The 14,860-nt window shown below is 70.8% G+C and carries 15 protein-coding genes; 2 read left to right on the forward strand and 13 right to left on the reverse strand.

Features of this window, described 5'->3' with window-relative positions:
• The first annotated feature begins 6 nt into the window (after positions 1 to 6).
• Positions 7 to 501 carry a hypothetical protein gene (locus J8M50_RS23200; protein ID WP_010355995.1) on the forward strand — a complete coding sequence of 165 codons (495 nt, stop codon included), beginning with the start codon at positions 7 to 9 and terminating at the stop codon, positions 499 to 501.
• On the opposite strand, the gene J8M50_RS23205 is transcribed toward J8M50_RS23200, so the two are convergent.
• The 11 genes from J8M50_RS23205 to J8M50_RS23255 all read right to left on the reverse strand — a co-directional run bounded on the left by J8M50_RS23205 (position 498) and on the right by J8M50_RS23255 (position 11,278).
• Positions 498 to 1,061 (reverse strand): hypothetical protein, encoded by a 564-nt coding sequence (locus tag J8M50_RS23205; protein WP_010355994.1) that lies wholly within the window; start codon positions 1,059 to 1,061, stop codon positions 498 to 500. The genes J8M50_RS23200 and J8M50_RS23205 overlap by 4 nt on opposite strands.
• A 129-nt stretch (positions 1,062 to 1,190) precedes the next feature.
• Positions 1,191 to 1,580, reverse strand: coding sequence for a hypothetical protein (locus tag J8M50_RS23210; RefSeq protein WP_010355993.1), 390 nt, complete (start codon positions 1,578 to 1,580; stop codon positions 1,191 to 1,193).
• 10 nt (positions 1,581 to 1,590) lie between these two features.
• Positions 1,591 to 3,810, reverse strand: a complete 2,220-nt coding sequence (locus J8M50_RS23215) for an AbeC-like domain-containing protein (RefSeq protein ID WP_010355992.1) — start codon at positions 3,808 to 3,810, stop codon at positions 1,591 to 1,593.
• A gap of 149 nt (positions 3,811 to 3,959) precedes the next feature.
• Entirely contained in the window at positions 3,960 to 4,262 is a 303-nt protein-coding gene (locus J8M50_RS23220; protein ID WP_010355991.1) for a GNAT family protein, read from the reverse strand.
• Complete coding sequence (locus tag J8M50_RS23225; RefSeq protein WP_010355990.1) at positions 4,259 to 5,836, reverse strand: acyl-CoA synthetase; 1,578 nt, start codon at positions 5,834 to 5,836, stop codon at positions 4,259 to 4,261. Before J8M50_RS23225 ends, J8M50_RS23220 begins: the two co-directional genes overlap by 4 nt.
• 114 nt (positions 5,837 to 5,950) lie before the next feature.
• Positions 5,951 to 6,790, reverse strand: coding sequence for a 3-(cis-5,6-dihydroxycyclohexa-1,3-dien-1-yl)propanoate dehydrogenase (gene hcaB / locus J8M50_RS23230; protein ID WP_010355989.1), 840 nt, complete (start codon positions 6,788 to 6,790; stop codon positions 5,951 to 5,953).
• A 3-nt stretch (positions 6,791 to 6,793) separates the two neighbouring features.
• On the reverse strand, positions 6,794 to 7,660 hold the full coding sequence (locus tag J8M50_RS23235) for an alpha/beta fold hydrolase (RefSeq protein WP_029184166.1): 867 nt from the start codon (positions 7,658 to 7,660) through the stop codon (positions 6,794 to 6,796).
• Positions 7,661 to 7,673: 13 nt separating this feature from the next.
• On the reverse strand, positions 7,674 to 8,243 hold the full coding sequence (locus J8M50_RS23240) for a 3-phenylpropionate/cinnamic acid dioxygenase subunit beta (protein WP_010355987.1): 570 nt from the start codon (positions 8,241 to 8,243) through the stop codon (positions 7,674 to 7,676).
• Between the two features lie 217 nt (positions 8,244 to 8,460).
• Positions 8,461 to 9,630 carry an NAD(P)/FAD-dependent oxidoreductase gene (locus J8M50_RS23245; RefSeq protein WP_029184165.1) on the reverse strand — a complete coding sequence of 390 codons (1,170 nt, stop codon included), beginning with the start codon at positions 9,628 to 9,630 and terminating at the stop codon, positions 8,461 to 8,463.
• Positions 9,627 to 9,968, reverse strand: coding sequence for a bifunctional 3-phenylpropionate/cinnamic acid dioxygenase ferredoxin subunit (locus J8M50_RS23250; RefSeq protein ID WP_010355985.1), 342 nt, complete (start codon positions 9,966 to 9,968; stop codon positions 9,627 to 9,629). Before J8M50_RS23250 ends, J8M50_RS23245 begins: the two co-directional genes overlap by 4 nt.
• Complete coding sequence (locus J8M50_RS23255) at positions 9,965 to 11,278, reverse strand: aromatic ring-hydroxylating dioxygenase subunit alpha (protein ID WP_010355984.1); 1,314 nt, start codon at positions 11,276 to 11,278, stop codon at positions 9,965 to 9,967. Before J8M50_RS23255 ends, J8M50_RS23250 begins: the two co-directional genes overlap by 4 nt.
• A gap of 264 nt (positions 11,279 to 11,542) precedes the next feature.
• Here J8M50_RS23255 and J8M50_RS23260 point away from each other — a divergent pair, with 264 nt between their 5' ends.
• Complete coding sequence (locus tag J8M50_RS23260) at positions 11,543 to 12,331, forward strand: IclR family transcriptional regulator (protein ID WP_010355983.1); 789 nt, start codon at positions 11,543 to 11,545, stop codon at positions 12,329 to 12,331.
• Between the two features lie 12 nt (positions 12,332 to 12,343).
• Here J8M50_RS23260 and J8M50_RS23265 read toward each other — a convergent pair whose 3' ends face one another.
• On the reverse strand, positions 12,344 to 14,125 hold the full coding sequence (locus tag J8M50_RS23265; protein ID WP_010355982.1) for an eCIS core domain-containing protein: 1,782 nt from the start codon (positions 14,123 to 14,125) through the stop codon (positions 12,344 to 12,346).
• A gap of 104 nt (positions 14,126 to 14,229) precedes the next feature.
• Positions 14,230 to 14,790, reverse strand: a complete 561-nt coding sequence (locus tag J8M50_RS23270) for a helix-turn-helix domain-containing protein (RefSeq protein WP_063870996.1) — start codon at positions 14,788 to 14,790, stop codon at positions 14,230 to 14,232.
• Between the last annotated feature and the right edge of the window lie 70 nt (positions 14,791 to 14,860).

The following is a 14,860-nucleotide window of genomic DNA, read 5'->3' on the forward strand; positions in this document are numbered from 1 at the left end:
TCCGGCATGGACATGGGAGACGTGCTGATGGATTACGCGACGACGGGCGGCGTCGGCGTCCTGCGACCAGGGGCCGGGCTGGACGCCGTCACCGAGGTACTCGGACCGCCGGTGGAGGCCGACTACTTCCCCAATCCGAAGGGCACTTGGCCCCGGACCTTCGCCTATGGCGACGTACGCCTCGAAGTCTGCGGCTGCCGGGAGATCTTTCAGGTCGCCCTGAGCACCTGGACCGGAACGGTGGACGTGCCGACCGGGCAGCCGGGGGAGATGGTGAACCTCGCCTCGGAGGTCACGTTCGGGGAGCTGAAGGAGATGCTCGCCGAGGCGGAGGTGGAGTGGGACTTGCGAACGTACGCCTCGCTCACCGACCAACTCACCGTCGTCGTAGGGGAGTACCCCAAGGATGTCGACTACACCTTCGTCGTCCCCGATCCCACCACACCGGACACCGCCACCCTGTACAACGTGATCGCGAAGGACATGGCGCACACCTGCTAATCCTCGTCCTCCTCCTCGTACAACTCCCCCTCCTCCGCCCGCGACAACGCGTCCGTGATCAGCCGGGTGGCGAAGTCGCGGTCGTCGGTCACCCGGTTGATGTGTTCGGCCAGCAGCATCACCGTCGCCTCCAGGGCCACCATCTCCGCCTGGGTCCACTGGCCGTACTGCTGGCGCCACAGGCTGGGGCTGAGTTCCATGGCGGAGGAGATGACGAGGCCGACCATGGTGGGGATGGCTTCGGGGCGGACGTTCTGGGTCATCTGGCGCAGGGTGGCGACGAGGCTCGGTACGACGTACTCGATGACGTCCCGGTCGTGTTCCGCGTGCGCCAGTCGCAGCCACTTCATGTACATGTAGATGAGCGTGCAGGCCCCGTCGAGGACGTCCCGCGCCCCCTGCGCGGAGATCGACGCCGTGTACTGGTCGATCAGCTCCTGCTGCTCGGGATCCGTGGTGGTCCGGCCCGAGTACAGCGTCTTGAGCCGGGAGTCGATCATCATGAGCGCGGTGCTGACGTCACCGATCGGTGCGTACGCGGGATCGCAGGGCGCGGGCACGGAAGCCTCCTCGGACGGTCACGGTGGGCGACACCTCGTGCTCGTACCGTAGACCGAGGACGGCCCGGAGGTCCGGAGAATCCCGAAAAGGGCCGCCCCACAGGGAACGGCCCTTTCATGGAACGGAGTTCAGAACCCCGGCAGCCCCTGCATCGAAGCCGCGAGTTGGCCCACCGCCACCACGAGCGGTGTCACCGGCTGCACGAAGTCGTTGAGGCGGGTCAACGCCCGCCGGACGACGCCGGGTTCCGGCTCGGGCTCGGCCAACTCCTCGCGCAGCCGCCTGAGTTCCCGGCTCGTGGACTCCGGGTCGGTGAGCTGAGCCTGGTGCAGCGCCAGCAACTCCTCCACGCGGGCGAGGAGTTCCGCCGTACGCCCCGCGTCGAAGGACTGGAAGGACACCGTGCCCGAGTACGCCGTCGCGCCCGGACCGATCGCCTGGTTGCCGACGTTGCTCGTGCCGCCGTACTGGACGACACCCTGGTTGACCCCCGGGCCCTGACGGCCTTCGTCGCTCATGCTTCCCCCTCTACTTGGCCGCGCCGCGCGCCGGACTCGGCGCCGCCGCCCCGCCCGACTGCTGCTTCGGAATGCCTTGCAGCGCGGTCGCGTTGGGCCCGACCGCCTGGTTGCCGACGATGCTCGTCCCGCCCTGCTGGATGACACCCTGGTTGAGGATGGTCTGCTGCTGCGCCCGGAAGTCGGTCGTGTCGTACCCGTGCGCGTCGAGGAACTCCCGGATCGCCGCGAAGGTATGACGCTGGATCAGCGCGGTGACCCGCTCCGCGTCCAGCACCTGGAAGTAGTTCTGGTACTGCGGGTCGAGCGCCATCTCCCGCACGCTGACCCGCGCCCCGTAGTCGTACCCGGGGTCCTGCTCCATCGCCTTCAGTTCGTCGTCCATCCGCCGCGAGTGCAGCTTCTCGAACTGTGCGTGGTGCCGGGCCCGCGACGGCGCCGCCAGCAGCGCGCCGCCCGTCCGCCCGATGGCGTTCACCAGCACCCCGCGCCGCGCGTCGGCCCCGAGCCCGGCGCCGCGCAGCCGGTCCACCGCGTGGTACGAGGCGAACACCGGGCTCATGACGTGGTTGTCGATGTGCAGTTGGAGCGTCTGGCTGGCCGTCGAGAAGTGCAGCAGCACACTCGGTACGACGTCCCCGCCCCACAGCGGCACATGGACCGCGAGATAGTGTCGGACGTGCCCGGTCGGCCGCAGCATGATCTGCTCGACCTCCTCCGCCGACAGCCGCGTCACCGGCACCAGCGTGTTGGCCCGCATGAACCGCTCGTCGTCCGTCAGCGTCGTCCCGTTGACGAAGACCCGGTCCTCGATCGTCAGCGACCCCAGCGCCTCCTCACCGGCGGTCGCCTGGATCCGGCGGCGCACATGGGCGATCAGCTCGGTCACCGTGAACGGCGTCGTCTCCAGCGGACGCCCCGTACCCGTCGGGTCGTCGGCGGCCAACAGCGGTACGGTCAACGGGTACTTGGAGACGGTCGCCGCGTACCCCATCCAGGGCGCGTACCCGCTGTAGATCGTCACGTTCCCGTTCTGCGCCTCGCCGATCGCCGCGAGCCGCCGCGTGACCCAGTCCTTGCGGGGCGGCGCGGGCGGCGGCGCGCTGCCGAACGTCTGGCGCGTCATCGTCGAGCGCAGCAGCTGGTCGATCTGCGTCTCGTGCTGCACGACGATCGCGTACGCGGACGCCGCCGCGCCGAACGACACCAGCGCCGCCGGGACGCCGCCGGCGTAGGCGCCGAGCAGCCAGGCGAAGAACCCCGGCAGCGGCGCCGAGGACAGCAGGACGGCGAAGTAGAGGGTGACCAGCGCGATGACCCCCGCCGAGACCACGGCCGCCCACAGCACCTTGCTGTCGGGATGGTGCCGGCCACGCGTCGACAGACTCGGCTGCACCGGACGCTGCACGAGCCCCAGGTACATCCCGGCCGGGATCAGCCACAGCGGCGCGACCAGCGCGATGGCCCCGAACGCCACGGACAGCCGCAGATCACGCGCGTGCCGCAGCTTCTCGGCGTGCAGGCAGTGCAGCGACACCGCGACCAGGTCCACGTCCGGCGACGGCGCGACCGCGCTCGCCTCGTCCGCGAGGACCTCGTCGACCACCCGGCGGGCGAAGTTCTCGTCCGTGTAGGCCGCCGCGCACAGATACCGGGTGACGTCACCCTTCGTCCGCCCCAGCGGCATGCTCATCGGTACGGCGTTTCTCACTCCGACCCCCTGTCTGGTCCTCAGACTCGACAACGCCCTCACCCTCCTGGCGGACACGGCCGTACGTGTTCCGGGTGACCCCTTGGTCAGCAGTGCGAGGACGATGCCTGCGGCGAGGCCGAAGATGAGGCCCGAGCGCGCGAAGTCCTTCAGCACCGTCTCGTTGAACCTGTTGTCCGAAGAGTTCGCGGCGAACAGTTCGGGCACGAGCCACAGGGCCAGGTACATCAGCTCCACGGCCAGAACACTGCCGACGAGGCAGCGCAGCCAGCCCGGCAGGCGCGCGGGCAGCCGCGCCGGGAGCAGCAGGATTCCCAGGAACATCAGCAGGGTCAGCAGGTTGTTGGAGACCAGGTAGCCCGTGCCGCCGATGTCGTCGGGATCGACCTGCCACGACGGCGCGTACGCCGCCATGGCGAGCCACCTCTGGAAGCCGCCTTCGTGATAGTGCTCGACGAAGTAGTCGTTCAGCGGGCTCTGCATCCATGGGCCGCCCACGCCGACCAGCAGCACCAGCATGATCAGGCGGCCAGACTTCGACCCACCCGTAACTCGCCTTGGAGACACCGACATTGGGGTTCCCCCGTCATCCCCGAAAACAGTGGCCGCACTCTATGGCATCCCCCGCCCCGCGCACCCCGAATCCGCAGAACCTACGTCGAGTCCCCTCAATGCGGCATGTCGTCCAGGGCCGTCGAAACCCCCATGACCTCCGGCGGCTCGGCGACGTACAGGACGACGGTCCCGGTGGGCAGGTCGGCTTCGGTGATCCGGCGGAACCCGGCGGACTCCAGGGCGAGTTGAGCCGAGGTGTCGTCCTCGGCGGGCGCGGCGACGAGCCGGCGGCAGCGGGGGTGGGCGGCGAAGACAGCGGGAAGCGAACTGGGGAAGGGAGGTTCGACCAGCAGATCGTGAGCGCCGTAGGGGTAGCAGGCACGCACGGGATGCCGGGATATCTGATGGATCGTCAAGAGCGTGCCTTTTCCCTGGTGTTGTCGACCCAGCGCCGCAGTTCGGCCTTGGCGAGCTTCCCGCTGGCGTTGCGGGGGAGCTGCTCGGCGATGAGGACGCGGGTGGGCAGCTTGTAGCGGGCGAGGTGACGGCCCGTGAAATCGCGTACGTCGTCCAGCGTCGGCGACGTCCCCGGTGCGCAGGTCAGGACCGCGAGGACGGTCTCGCCCCACTTCGGGTCGGGGACGCCGATGACGGCCGCCTCCAGGACGCCGGGGTAGGAGTGCAGGACGCGCTCCACCTCCGCCGGGTACACGTTCTCCCCGCCCGAGATGATCATGTCCTTGAGGCGGTCGACGATGTAGTAGTGCCCGTCCGCGTCCCGGTGCGCGATGTCCCCCGTGTGGAACCACCCCGCGTCGTCGAACGCCGCCCGCGTCGCGTCCGGGTCGTTCCAGTACCCCGGCGTCACATTGGGCCCGCGCACACAGATCTCGCCGCGCGCATCGGCCTCGTCGACGCGAACTCCCGTACCGGGATGGGTGATACAGACCTCCGTGTACGGCATCGGCGTCCCCGCGGAACCGGTCTTCTCCAGCGTAAGACCCGCCGGGAGGTACGTCGCGAAGGGCGCCGTCTCGGTCAGCCCCCAGGCCTGCTGGAGCAGCACCCCCCGCTCGCCGTACTCCGTGATGAGCTGCGGCGGCACCGGCGCCCCCGCCACGATCGCCGAGCGCAGCGCCCCGAGGTCGGCCTGGTCGAAGCCGGGTACGCGGGTGAGGGCCGCGTACATCGCCGGGACCCCGAAGAAGCTGGTCGCCCGGTGTTCGACCAGGTCGGCCAGGCACTGGGCGGGGTCGAAGGCGCGGCGCAGGACGACCGTGCCGCCCCGCAACAGGGTGCGCAGCGTCAGGGCGTTGAGGCCGCCGATGTGGAAGAGCGGGGCGACGGCGAGGTTCATGTCGTCGGCGCGGGTGTCGACGACGCTGTCCACGTTGACGGCGTTCCACCACACGTTGCCGTGCGTCAGCATCACGCCCTTGGGGCGCCCGGTCGTCCCGGACGTGTACATCAGGATCGCGAGGTCGCCCTCGTGCAGCACGCTCCGCTCCCGCGCCGGGCGCCCGGCGCCGAGCAGCTCCGACAACGGGGTCCATACGGCGGCGGGTTCGGGCGTCGGAGGGCAGGCCGGGTCGGTGTCGACGAGGAGGTGGCGGCGGGCCGGTACGCCGTCCAGGACCGACTCCACGACCTCCCGGTGCCCCTCCTCCACGACCAGCGTGTGCGCCCCGCTGTCGACCAGGATGTGCTGGACCTCGTCCGCCGCGAGCCGGAAGTTCACCGGCACGAACACCGCGCCGAGGTGCGCCGCCGCGAGGAACGTCTCGAAGAAGGTCACGCTGTTGAGGCCCAGGTAGGCGACCCGGTCACCCCGCCGCACCCCGTGCTCGGCGAGCCCCGCCGCCAACTCGGCCGCCGTACGGCTGAGTTCGGCGGCGGAGATCTCGCGGCCCTCGTAGACGAGGGCGGCGGGGGTCGGTGACTGGGCTCTGCGACAGAGCGCCGTGGCGGGACTGATGTCGACGGCGACCATGGCGTCGGCTCCTTCGGTGGGCGGGGCGTGCGGGAACGGGTCGTACGGGAAACGGGGGAGTGCCTGTCGGCGGGCGACGGCGGGGTGCTGCGGGCCCGCCTCCGGGCCGGGTCTCTACAGCCCGGCGCCGCCGGCCGCGTTGCGGAAGCCGCGTACGGCGATGCCGCCGTCGGCGGGGATCACGGCGCCGGTCACGGTGGAGCTGTTGACGCGGGAGGCGAGCAGGACGTACGGGCCGGTGAAGTCCTCCGGCTCGACGCTGGAGCCGTACAGCGGGATCAGCGGTGGCTGTTCGGCGCCGGACGCCTCGTTGCGGGCGAAGGAGTCGGCCAGTGTACGGCCCTGGAGGCCCAGGCTCTCCGGGCCGCGCAACTGGGTGCGCATCCCGCCGACGGCGACGCCGTTGACGCGGACCTTCGGCGCCAGCTCGTAGGCGAACTGGCGCAGCAGGCCCAGGCAGGCGTGCTTGCTGGCGGTGTAGAGGGAGCCGCCGCCGTCGGTGTGGAAGGACGCGTTGGACAGCGTCATCACGATGCAGCCGTTGCTCGCGACGAGTTCACGCCAGGCCGCCTCGACGGTGAGGGCGTACCCCTTGACGTTCACCGCGAACAACTCGTCGAAGGCATCGGAGAGTTGCTTGCCGTCCAGGCGGGTCAGGCTGCGGTGGTAGTCCCAGATCCCGGCGTTCGGCACGAGCACGTCGAGCCGCCCGAACCGCTCCACCGTCGCCCGCACCGCGCGGTGCAGATCGTCCGGCTCCCGGACGTCCCCGGTGATGGTCAGCATCCGTTCCCCGAGGTCGCCCGCCTCCTCGACGACCTCCTTCAACTGCTCCTCGTCGCGTCCGAAGACGGCGACCCGCGCGCCCTCGTCGAGGAACCGCAGCGCCACCGCGCGCCCGATGCCCGAACCGCCGCCGGTGATCAGGGCGACGTCGCTGTCCAGCCAGCCCATCGCTCAGCCCTCCGCGAGGAAGTCGGCGACCAGCCGCTCGAACTCGGCCTGCCGCTCCAGCTGGACCCAGTGGCCGCAGCCTCCGAACACGTGCAGCTGGACGTCCCGGATCTGCTTCAGCATCAACTGGGCGCCGTCCAGGGTGATCGTGCGGTCGTCGCGGCCCCACAGCAGGAGGGTCGGCGCCTTGATCCTGTGCACGCGCTGCCAGAGCGGGTCCATGCCGTGGCGCTTCGCGAACGCGGCGTTGTAGCGGTGGTAGAAGGCGATGTGGGACTCGTCGAGGGACGCCTCGTAGCGGGCCTGCGCGGTGTCCGTCCAGCGCTTCGGCTCGGCCGTCATCACGCCGATGAAGTCCCGCATCTTCTTCAGCGTCGGGCCCTCGCCGTTGTAGTAGCGGAACATCGCCTTCTGGCCCTCGGTCGGCGTGGGGCCGAACGGGAGCCAGCCGCCGCCGGGCGCCATCAGCACCAACCTCTCGACGCGGTCCGGGACTTCGAGGGCGGTCGCTATCGCGGCGGCGCCGCCGAGGCTGTTGCCGAGGAGGTGGAAGCGGTCCACACCGAGCGAGTCCAGGGTCTGGAGCAGGGCGTCGACGGTGATCTCGGTGATGCTGCGGGCGTCGAGGTCGGCCTCCGTCGGGCGGTAACTGCCGCCGAAGCCGGGCTGGTCGGGGAGGATCACCCGGAAACGGCCGGCCAACGCCGGGAGGTTCTGCGCGTAGTTGGCCACCGCGCTCGCGCCGGGACCACCGCCGTGCAGCATCACCAGCGCCGGGCCCGCCCCCGCCTCGCTGACCGCGACGGTCCCCAGCGAGGTGGACACGGTGTGCTCGACGAGCTTCACCTCTGTGCTGTCTTCAGTGGTCACGAGCGGCTCCGGTTCACAGGAAGGTGCTGATGTTCTTGGCGAGCAGGACGTTCTGGTCGAGCAGGATCGTGCGGCGGGCGATCAGCAGTCCGCCGTCGCCGGTGCGGCGCAGGGTGTCCGTACGGCCGCCCGCGTACAGGTCGACCTCGCGTTCGAGCCGGTTGCGGTAGCAGAGGAAGTCCGAGGTCGCCGTGTAGGTGCCGGGCTCCTCGCCGGGTTCGACGAGGACGTTGGTGACGAGATGCCGGGTACGGGACGGCGGATCCTCGGCCCACGCCATGCCGGAGTCGAACCGACGGATACGCCAGGCCAGGCTGGCCTTGGTCTCGTCGAAGACGGCGACCTCACCGGGCGCCCCGTCGGCCATGCTCTGCTGACGCCGCAGCCGGTTGGTACGGACCGGCGCCCAGTAGTGCAGATCCTCGGCGAACAGCTCCAGCCAGTCGGCGTAGCGGTGCTGGTCGAGAAGACGGGCCTCGACGGCGTACAGCCGCTGGACCTCGACGTGGAGGCGAACCTCGGCGTCGGAGACGTGTGCCGGGGCAGCCGGGGTCTCCGGGGCTTCCGGGGGGTGAATGCTCATCGGGGGGTCCTCCTGCGAGCCGCGTGGGGGTCATTCCAGCGCGGCGAAGATGGTTCGGGGAGCGCGTGTGCCGAGGGGTGGCACGGGGGTGGGGCGAGCGGGCGAAGGTATGAGCCCGGAGCGGGAGTGCGCGGGGCGAGGTCCCGGGCGTGGACGCCGCCGGACGGGGGACGGCGGACGCCGTGGCCGGGAAGCCGCCGTGTTCCGGCGCGTTGCCTCACCCCCTCAGCAACGTCCTCAAGTCGCACCCCTCGTCAGCCAGTTGACCGGCGTCGACCTCGATCCCCCGGTCCACGATCCGCCGCGCCGCCTTGATGTCCCGGCCCCTGTCGATCGCCGCCGCCGCGACCAAGCGCCCGGCGTGCACGCCGAACGCCGTGAAGGTGCCGGAGGCGGGCGTGCCGCGCAGGACGATTCGGGAGGCGTTCGTCATCGTGCCTACCGCTTCTAGGCGGGAACCGTGGCGGTCGGACCAGAACCAGGGGGCGCCCGCAGTGGGCACGGGGCCGCCCAGGATGCCGTGCGCTGCGGCCTCGCCGTCCCGCTGGGCGGCCTCCCAGTGTTCGTGCCGGATCGTGTGGCCGTTCTGCCGGGCCACGTCGCCGACGGCGTACACGTGAGGGTGCGAGGTGACCTGGCCGGCGTTCACCACGATGCCGTTGTCCACCAACAGGCCCGCATCGGAGGCGAGTTGAGTGGCTGGGCGGATGCCGATGCCGGCCACGACGGTGTCGGCGGCGATCCGGCGGCCGTCCGTTGTCACCACGGCCGAGTCCGAGACATGGTCCACCCCCGCCGTGACGACCGCGATGCCCTCGACGCTGTGCCGCGCGTGCAGAGCGCCCGCGACGGCGTCCCCGACCACGGCCGCGAGCGGCACCGGCACCGGATCGACGATCGTCACCTCGCAGCCCAACGCCCGTGCCGCAGCCGCCGTTTCCGCCCCGATCAGCCCCGCTCCGATCACCACCACCCTGGCCCCCGGCAGCAGCCGCGAGCGCAGACGCTCCGCGTCCTCCCAGTCGCGCAGCACCCGCGCGCCGGGCAGCGTGCGCGGCGTACCGCCGGTCGCGAGAACGACCCGGTCGGCGAACTCCCGCGTCCCGTCGGCGAGTTCGAGTGCCCCCTCGCCGGGACGCACCGCCCGGACCGGCGTCGCCTCGCGCAGGTCGACGCGCTGAGCCTCGTACCAGGACGCCGGTCGCAGCAGCACGTCCGTACGGCCGGCCTTGCCGAGGAGGACGTCCTTGCTCAGCGGGGGACGGTCGTACGGGAGCCCCGACTCGGCGGAGTACAGGGTGAGTCGGCCGTCGTACCCCTCCGCCCGCAGCGCCGCGCAGGTGGAGACGGCCGCGAGGCCAGCGCCGACCACGGCGATCCGTTTCATGCGTCGACCCCGGCATGCAGCCAGATGCCGCCGTCCCGCACCTCGACGCGGTGCGTGCGCTGCGCGAGCGTCGCCGGCATGCACTGCGGCTCGCCCGAGCGCAGGCAGAAGCGGGCGCTGTGCAGCGGGCACTCCACCTCGCCGTTCTCGATCCAGCCCTCGGAGAGCGACGCCTGACCGTGTGTGCAGGTGTCGTCGAGGGCGTAGTACGTGCCGTCGTCGTGGAAGACGGCGATCGCGTCGCCGTGGCCGGTCTCCTCGGCGGGCACCCGCAGCGCCTCGCCGTCCTCGATGCCGCCTGCCTCGGCGACGCGGATATCGGTGCTCGTCGTGCTCATCGCGTGTCCTTCTGCTCGTGCCACGCGGGCGTGTTCATCAGGTCGCGCCAGCGGGCGTAGAAGCCGCGCGCGGCGCCGTCGCTGTAGAGGCGGCCCGTCGTACCGGGGTGGATACCGTCCTGCGACTCAAGTCCCAGGCCCATCTGGTAGTTGAGGGTCAGGGCGCCGGAGACGAAGCCGTGCGCGGTCGCCTGGACCTCGCTCCAGTTCTCGCCGTCGTCCTGCTCGAAGATCCCGGTGGGCCCGAACGTCCGCAGGTTGTACAGGCGTTGGGCGTCCTTCACCTCGTCCGGCATCGACCTGTCGACGACCGTCCAGGCCCAGACCTCCATCTTGTCCGGGCCCTTGGGGTGCCAGACGCGGATGGAGCCGTTGACGGGGAGGTAGGAGAAGTTCGGGAAGACCGTCGCGTGACCGGTCGTCATCGGCCCCTCGACGCGGGTGTCACCGAGGCGGGCGCGCAGCGCGTCGTAGTCGTACCAGTCGTGCACGACCCGGTCGTCGAACCGGCTCTTCGGATGCGTGGGGAAACCCGCGCCGTGCCCGAGCGGGTCGGAGAACTGGCGGCCCGGCGTCTGCACGATCTCCGTCTTCGGGCCCTTGCCGGTGGGCGACATGACCATCAGCGCGGACGCGTGCGAGATGTTGACGTGGTACCAGTCGGACGCGAACTGCTCGGCGGCGAGCTTCCAGTTGCCCTCAAGCACCCACTTGTGGACCCCGCCGACGACCTCCGTGCCCTCCGGATCGCGGTCCAGCATCGCGTCCAGGTACCAGGTCATCCCGCCCAACGCCTCGGCCAGCGGCGGCGCTTCGGGGTTCCACGTCCCGAACACCAGCCCCTTGTACGTCTCGACCTGCGCGACCTCCACCAACCCCCACTGCTCGCGGTCGAAGTGGGCCGGGTAGTCCTCCTCGTTGGGGACGTTGACCAGCTTGCCGGACATGTCGTACGACCAGCCGTGGTAGCTGCACGTGAACGCCTTCGTGGCGCCCGCGTCCGCCCGGCACACCCGCATCCCGCGGTGCCGGCACGCGTTGAGGAACGCCCGCAGCTTCCGGTCCCGGCCCAGCGCGACGATCACCGGGTCCTCGCCCATGTACGTCGTGAAGAAGTCGCCCGGCTTCACGAACTGGCTCTCGTGCGCGAGGAACAGCCAGCTCGGCGCGAAGACGCGGCGCAGCTCCTGCCGGTGCACGGCGGGGTCGGCGAAGATCCGGCGGTCGACGAGTCCGCGGTCGAGATCGAAGTACCCGCTGACGTCGAGGGCCGCTTCCCCCGGCCGCCGGGCGGTGTCGTATTGCTGCATGACCCCAGCAGACGCCACGGGGCTCCGGGCGGCCCAGCGGCCGTTCCGTGGTGCGGCACACGGCTTCGGGAGCACCGTGGCGAACCGTTTCGGCGGCCCACCTTTTCACTCAGTGAAAAAGGCCCCTGCCTGCGGCAACTACCGTGTGAGGGGCGCGGATTGCGGCCATCCGCACAAGACGTTTACAACCGCCACGTGTGTCTCATAGGTTGGACGGGCGTCCACTTCAATGGTCGTCAGGTGCTTCTTCCCCTGGAGTCCCCCATGCCTGTGCCGTCCTTTGCCGTCCATCCTGAGCCCGCGCCCGACCAGCAGACCGCGGTCGACAAGGCGCTGGTGCTCCTGAAGTCCCTCGCCGAGGAGGACGGGGACATCGGGGTGAGCGAACTGGCCCGCCGGGCCCGCCTCACCAAGTCCACGGCCTTCCGGCTGCTCGGCATCCTCCAGCGCAACGAACTCGTGGAGCGGGTCGGCAGCAACTACCGCCTCGGCACCCAGCTCTACGACATGGGCAACCGCGTCTACGGCCCCACCCCCCAGCTCCTCCAGGAACGGCTCCTGCCCTACCTCGCCGACCTGTACGAGCTGACCCACGAAACGGTTCACCTGGCGGTCCTGCGCGGCACCGAGATCGTGTACGTCAACAAGATCCACGGCCACCGCGTCACCCGCTCACCCTCCCGCATCGGCGCCCGCCTGCCCGCGTACTGCACCGGCGTCGGCAAGGCCCTCCTCGCCTTCGACCACGACGCCGCCGAGGCAGCCGTCGCGGCCGGACTGCCCGCGCACACCGAGTACACCCTCACCGACCCCGACCTGCTGCGCGCCGACCTCGGCCGCATCCGGCGCGACGGCATCGCCTACGACCGCCAGGAGGTCGCGCTGGGCCTGACCTGCGTAGCCGTCCCCATCATGGGACCCGGCGGTCGACCGGTCGCCGCGCTCTCCGTAGCCGGCGCCGACCACCGCTTCGACCCCGCCCGCTACGCCCCCGCGTTGCGAAGGGTGGCGTACGCGGCGGCCCGCGTCCTCGGCGCACGGCCCGCCGCCTGACCGGGGGAGCCGTCAGCGCTTGCTGGCGCCCGAGCCGCCGAGTTCCTGGTCCAGCTCGAAGCCCTCCTGCGCCCAGCCCGCGATCTTGCGGAGTTCGGCCTTGAGCTCGTCCCAGGTCTTGAAGTAGTTGCCGATCGCGCGGATCTCCATCGGGATCACCTTCGTGCCCTCGACGTCGTGCGGGGCGATCTCGTTCATCCCGCCGAACACCTGCTGCTGGGACACCTGCGGCTTGCCCGTCAGCGCCGACTTCGCGTAGGTCTCCAGGCTGACCTCGGCGAGCCCGTTCAGCTGCCGGGTGCTCTCGTCGTAGAAGGACAGGGCCTCCCCCTCCACCTCCGTCTTCTCCTGGAAGTCGGCGAGCCGGCCGACGATGGCCTCGTTGTTGGCGCGCAGATAGGTCTGCACGTCCTTGGGGAGCAGCCGGTAGGTGTCGGTGAGGTTCGAACGGGACAGGAAGATCGTCAGGTTCTTGATCTGGCCCTGGTCCTGCGGCTGCGCGACGTAGTCGGCCATCGCGGCGACCTGGGTGAAGTAGAGCTGGAGGAAACCGTTCAGGGAGTCCGTCTCGGACTCGCCCCGGCTGCGCTTCTTCCCCGCCGCCGAACTGTCGAACTTCTCCAGTTCGGCCGCCGCGAACGGCTTGGCCTGGTTCAGCCGGAACAGCGCACGCGGCAGGGGCGCGTCCGCGACGGCCGGAGCCTCTTCCCGGTAGTGGTCGAACACCAGCGGGATCCCGGCCAGCGGCACACCGATCGTGTACTGGACGTAGAGCCCGTCGCCCCGGCCCTGCTGTCCGGCCGTCTCCACGTACCCCTGGCTGCTGAGCGTCACGCCCTCTGCGTCCGGCAGGAGTTCCAGGCCCACGGCGGCGTCCGCCAGCGGCGTCCCGTCGACCGCGCTGTAGAAGGCGTCGCGGACGCGCTTCATCTCGTCGACGATCCGGTCGAGTTCGTCCGGACCGGCGTCCTTCTTCGTCCCCACCACCTGGACGGCGCCCGAGACGAACTCGATGTTGGAGTACGAGCCGGACCGGTCGGCCAGCGACCTGCTGTCGGAGACGACCGTGAAGGCACCCTCCGAGCCGGTCGCGAGATTCGTGTCACCGGGCAGCTTCTCGCCGCCGCTGCCCCTGACCCGCTTGTCGACCTCGGTCTCGAACCCCTCCATACGCTGCACGGACGCCCCGTGACTGTGCCCGTGATGAGCGGGCGCGGTCTGCGCCGACGCCGCTTCACCCGCCGGACGGGACATCACCCGCCGGGCCGTCGACTCGGCCTCCCGCTCGAACCGGTCCGACGGGTCGGAGACCGACAGCCCCGACCCGTTGTCCGTACCGGAGACCGGCCCCTGCCGCTGCTGCACGACGTGCGTCAGCTCGTGCGCCAGCGTGTGGGAGTCCCCGCCGCCCTTGCCGATGACGACATGGTTCCCCGACGTCCAGGCGCGCGCGCCGAGTTCCGCCGCCGAGCGCTGAGCCGCCGCGCCGGTGTGCAGCCGTACGTCCGAGAAGTCGTGGCCGAGGCGGGACTCCATGTCGGCCCGCACCGGCTCGTCGAGGGGCTTGCCGGACGAGCGCAGCACGTTGTGCGCCGACGACCGCTGGACCGGAGCCTCCTCGCCCTCACCGGAGACCATCCGGCTCACCGCCGCGTTGCCGATGCTGCGCTGCAACGCACCGAGCACGCTCGCCGTGAGCAGCCGCACCCGGGGGTCCGCCGCCTCGACGTCCGGTCCCTGCGCTCGGCGCGGCGGCTTGGCGGCCTTGCGGTCCGGACTCTCGTGGGCGTGCATGGCTGTCTCCGTCCAACGTTCAGACAAGGGCCTCTCTTTCGTACCGGCCGCCATCACCCCAGGTCCAGGCCCAGGAGGGCAGACATGGGGCAAGATCCCTTCCTTCAGCGCCGCGAACCGCCGTACGGCACGCTCACCACGACGTGGACGACGCTCTCGCCGTCCAGCGACTCGTACACGTGCGGCCGGTCGCCGGGATAGCGGACGGAGTCGCCCGCCGACAGTTCCACCGGGTTCTCGGCCGGACCCACCCGCACCCGCCCGCTCACCACGTACAGATGCTCCAGCGTCCCCACCGGGTGCGCCTCGGACGCCCCGCCCGCGCGCCGGCCGACCCGCAGCAGGTAGTTCTCGACGACCCCCGAGCCGTACACCAGGCCGAGCGCCCGCGACTCGAAGCCGGCGCCGCACTCCCACTCCACCTCGTCGCCCCGCTGCACGGTGACCGACGGACGCCGCTCCGCCACCAGCCGGGTCACCGGCACCCGCAGCGCCTCCGCGATCGCGAACAGCGTGTCCACCGTCGGGTTGCCCGACCCCTGCTCCAGCCGCGACAGCGTCTGCTTCGCCAGCCCGGCCCGCCGCGCCAGCTCGGCCAGGGAGAGGCCGCGCCGCTCCCTGAGCAGCCGGATGTTGTGGGCCACCATGGCGTTCTCTGAGGACACGCGACCACTGTAGACACGCCTCGCCACCAGGCAGACGGCTGGAGCGACTCGTGTGCTGCCCAGCGGAACA

The organism is Streptomyces acidiscabies, assembly GCF_020010905.1.
Lineage (GTDB): Bacteria > Actinomycetota > Actinomycetes > Streptomycetales > Streptomycetaceae > Streptomyces > Streptomyces acidiscabies.

Bases quoted from the DNA above. Each gene is read 5' to 3' on its own strand.
- J8M50_RS23265 (WP_010355982.1), bottom strand. From the start codon at position 14,125: ATGCACGCCCACGAGAGTCCGGACCGCAAGGCCGCCAAGCCGCCGCGC.
- J8M50_RS23260 (WP_010355983.1), top strand. From the start codon at position 11,543: ATGCCTGTGCCGTCCTTTGCCGTCCATCCTGAGCCCGCGCCCGACCAG.
- J8M50_RS23255 (WP_010355984.1), bottom strand. From the start codon at position 11,278: ATGCAGCAATACGACACCGCCCGGCGGCCGGGGGAAGCGGCCCTCGAC.
- J8M50_RS23240 (WP_010355987.1), bottom strand. From the start codon at position 8,243: ATGAGCATTCACCCCCCGGAAGCCCCGGAGACCCCGGCTGCCCCGGCA.
- hcaB (WP_010355989.1), bottom strand. From the start codon at position 6,790: ATGGGCTGGCTGGACAGCGACGTCGCCCTGATCACCGGCGGCGGTTCG.
- J8M50_RS23245 (WP_029184165.1), bottom strand. From the start codon at position 9,630: ATGAAACGGATCGCCGTGGTCGGCGCTGGCCTCGCGGCCGTCTCCACC.
- J8M50_RS23210 (WP_010355993.1), bottom strand. From the start codon at position 1,580: ATGAGCGACGAAGGCCGTCAGGGCCCGGGGGTCAACCAGGGTGTCGTC.
- J8M50_RS23200 (WP_010355995.1), top strand. From the start codon at position 7: ATGGACATGGGAGACGTGCTGATGGATTACGCGACGACGGGCGGCGTC.
- J8M50_RS23250 (WP_010355985.1), bottom strand. From the start codon at position 9,968: ATGAGCACGACGAGCACCGATATCCGCGTCGCCGAGGCAGGCGGCATC.
- J8M50_RS23215 (WP_010355992.1), bottom strand. From the start codon at position 3,810: ATGCTGGTGCTGCTGGTCGGCGTGGGCGGCCCATGGATGCAGAGCCCG.
- J8M50_RS23225 (WP_010355990.1), bottom strand. From the start codon at position 5,836: ATGGTCGCCGTCGACATCAGTCCCGCCACGGCGCTCTGTCGCAGAGCC.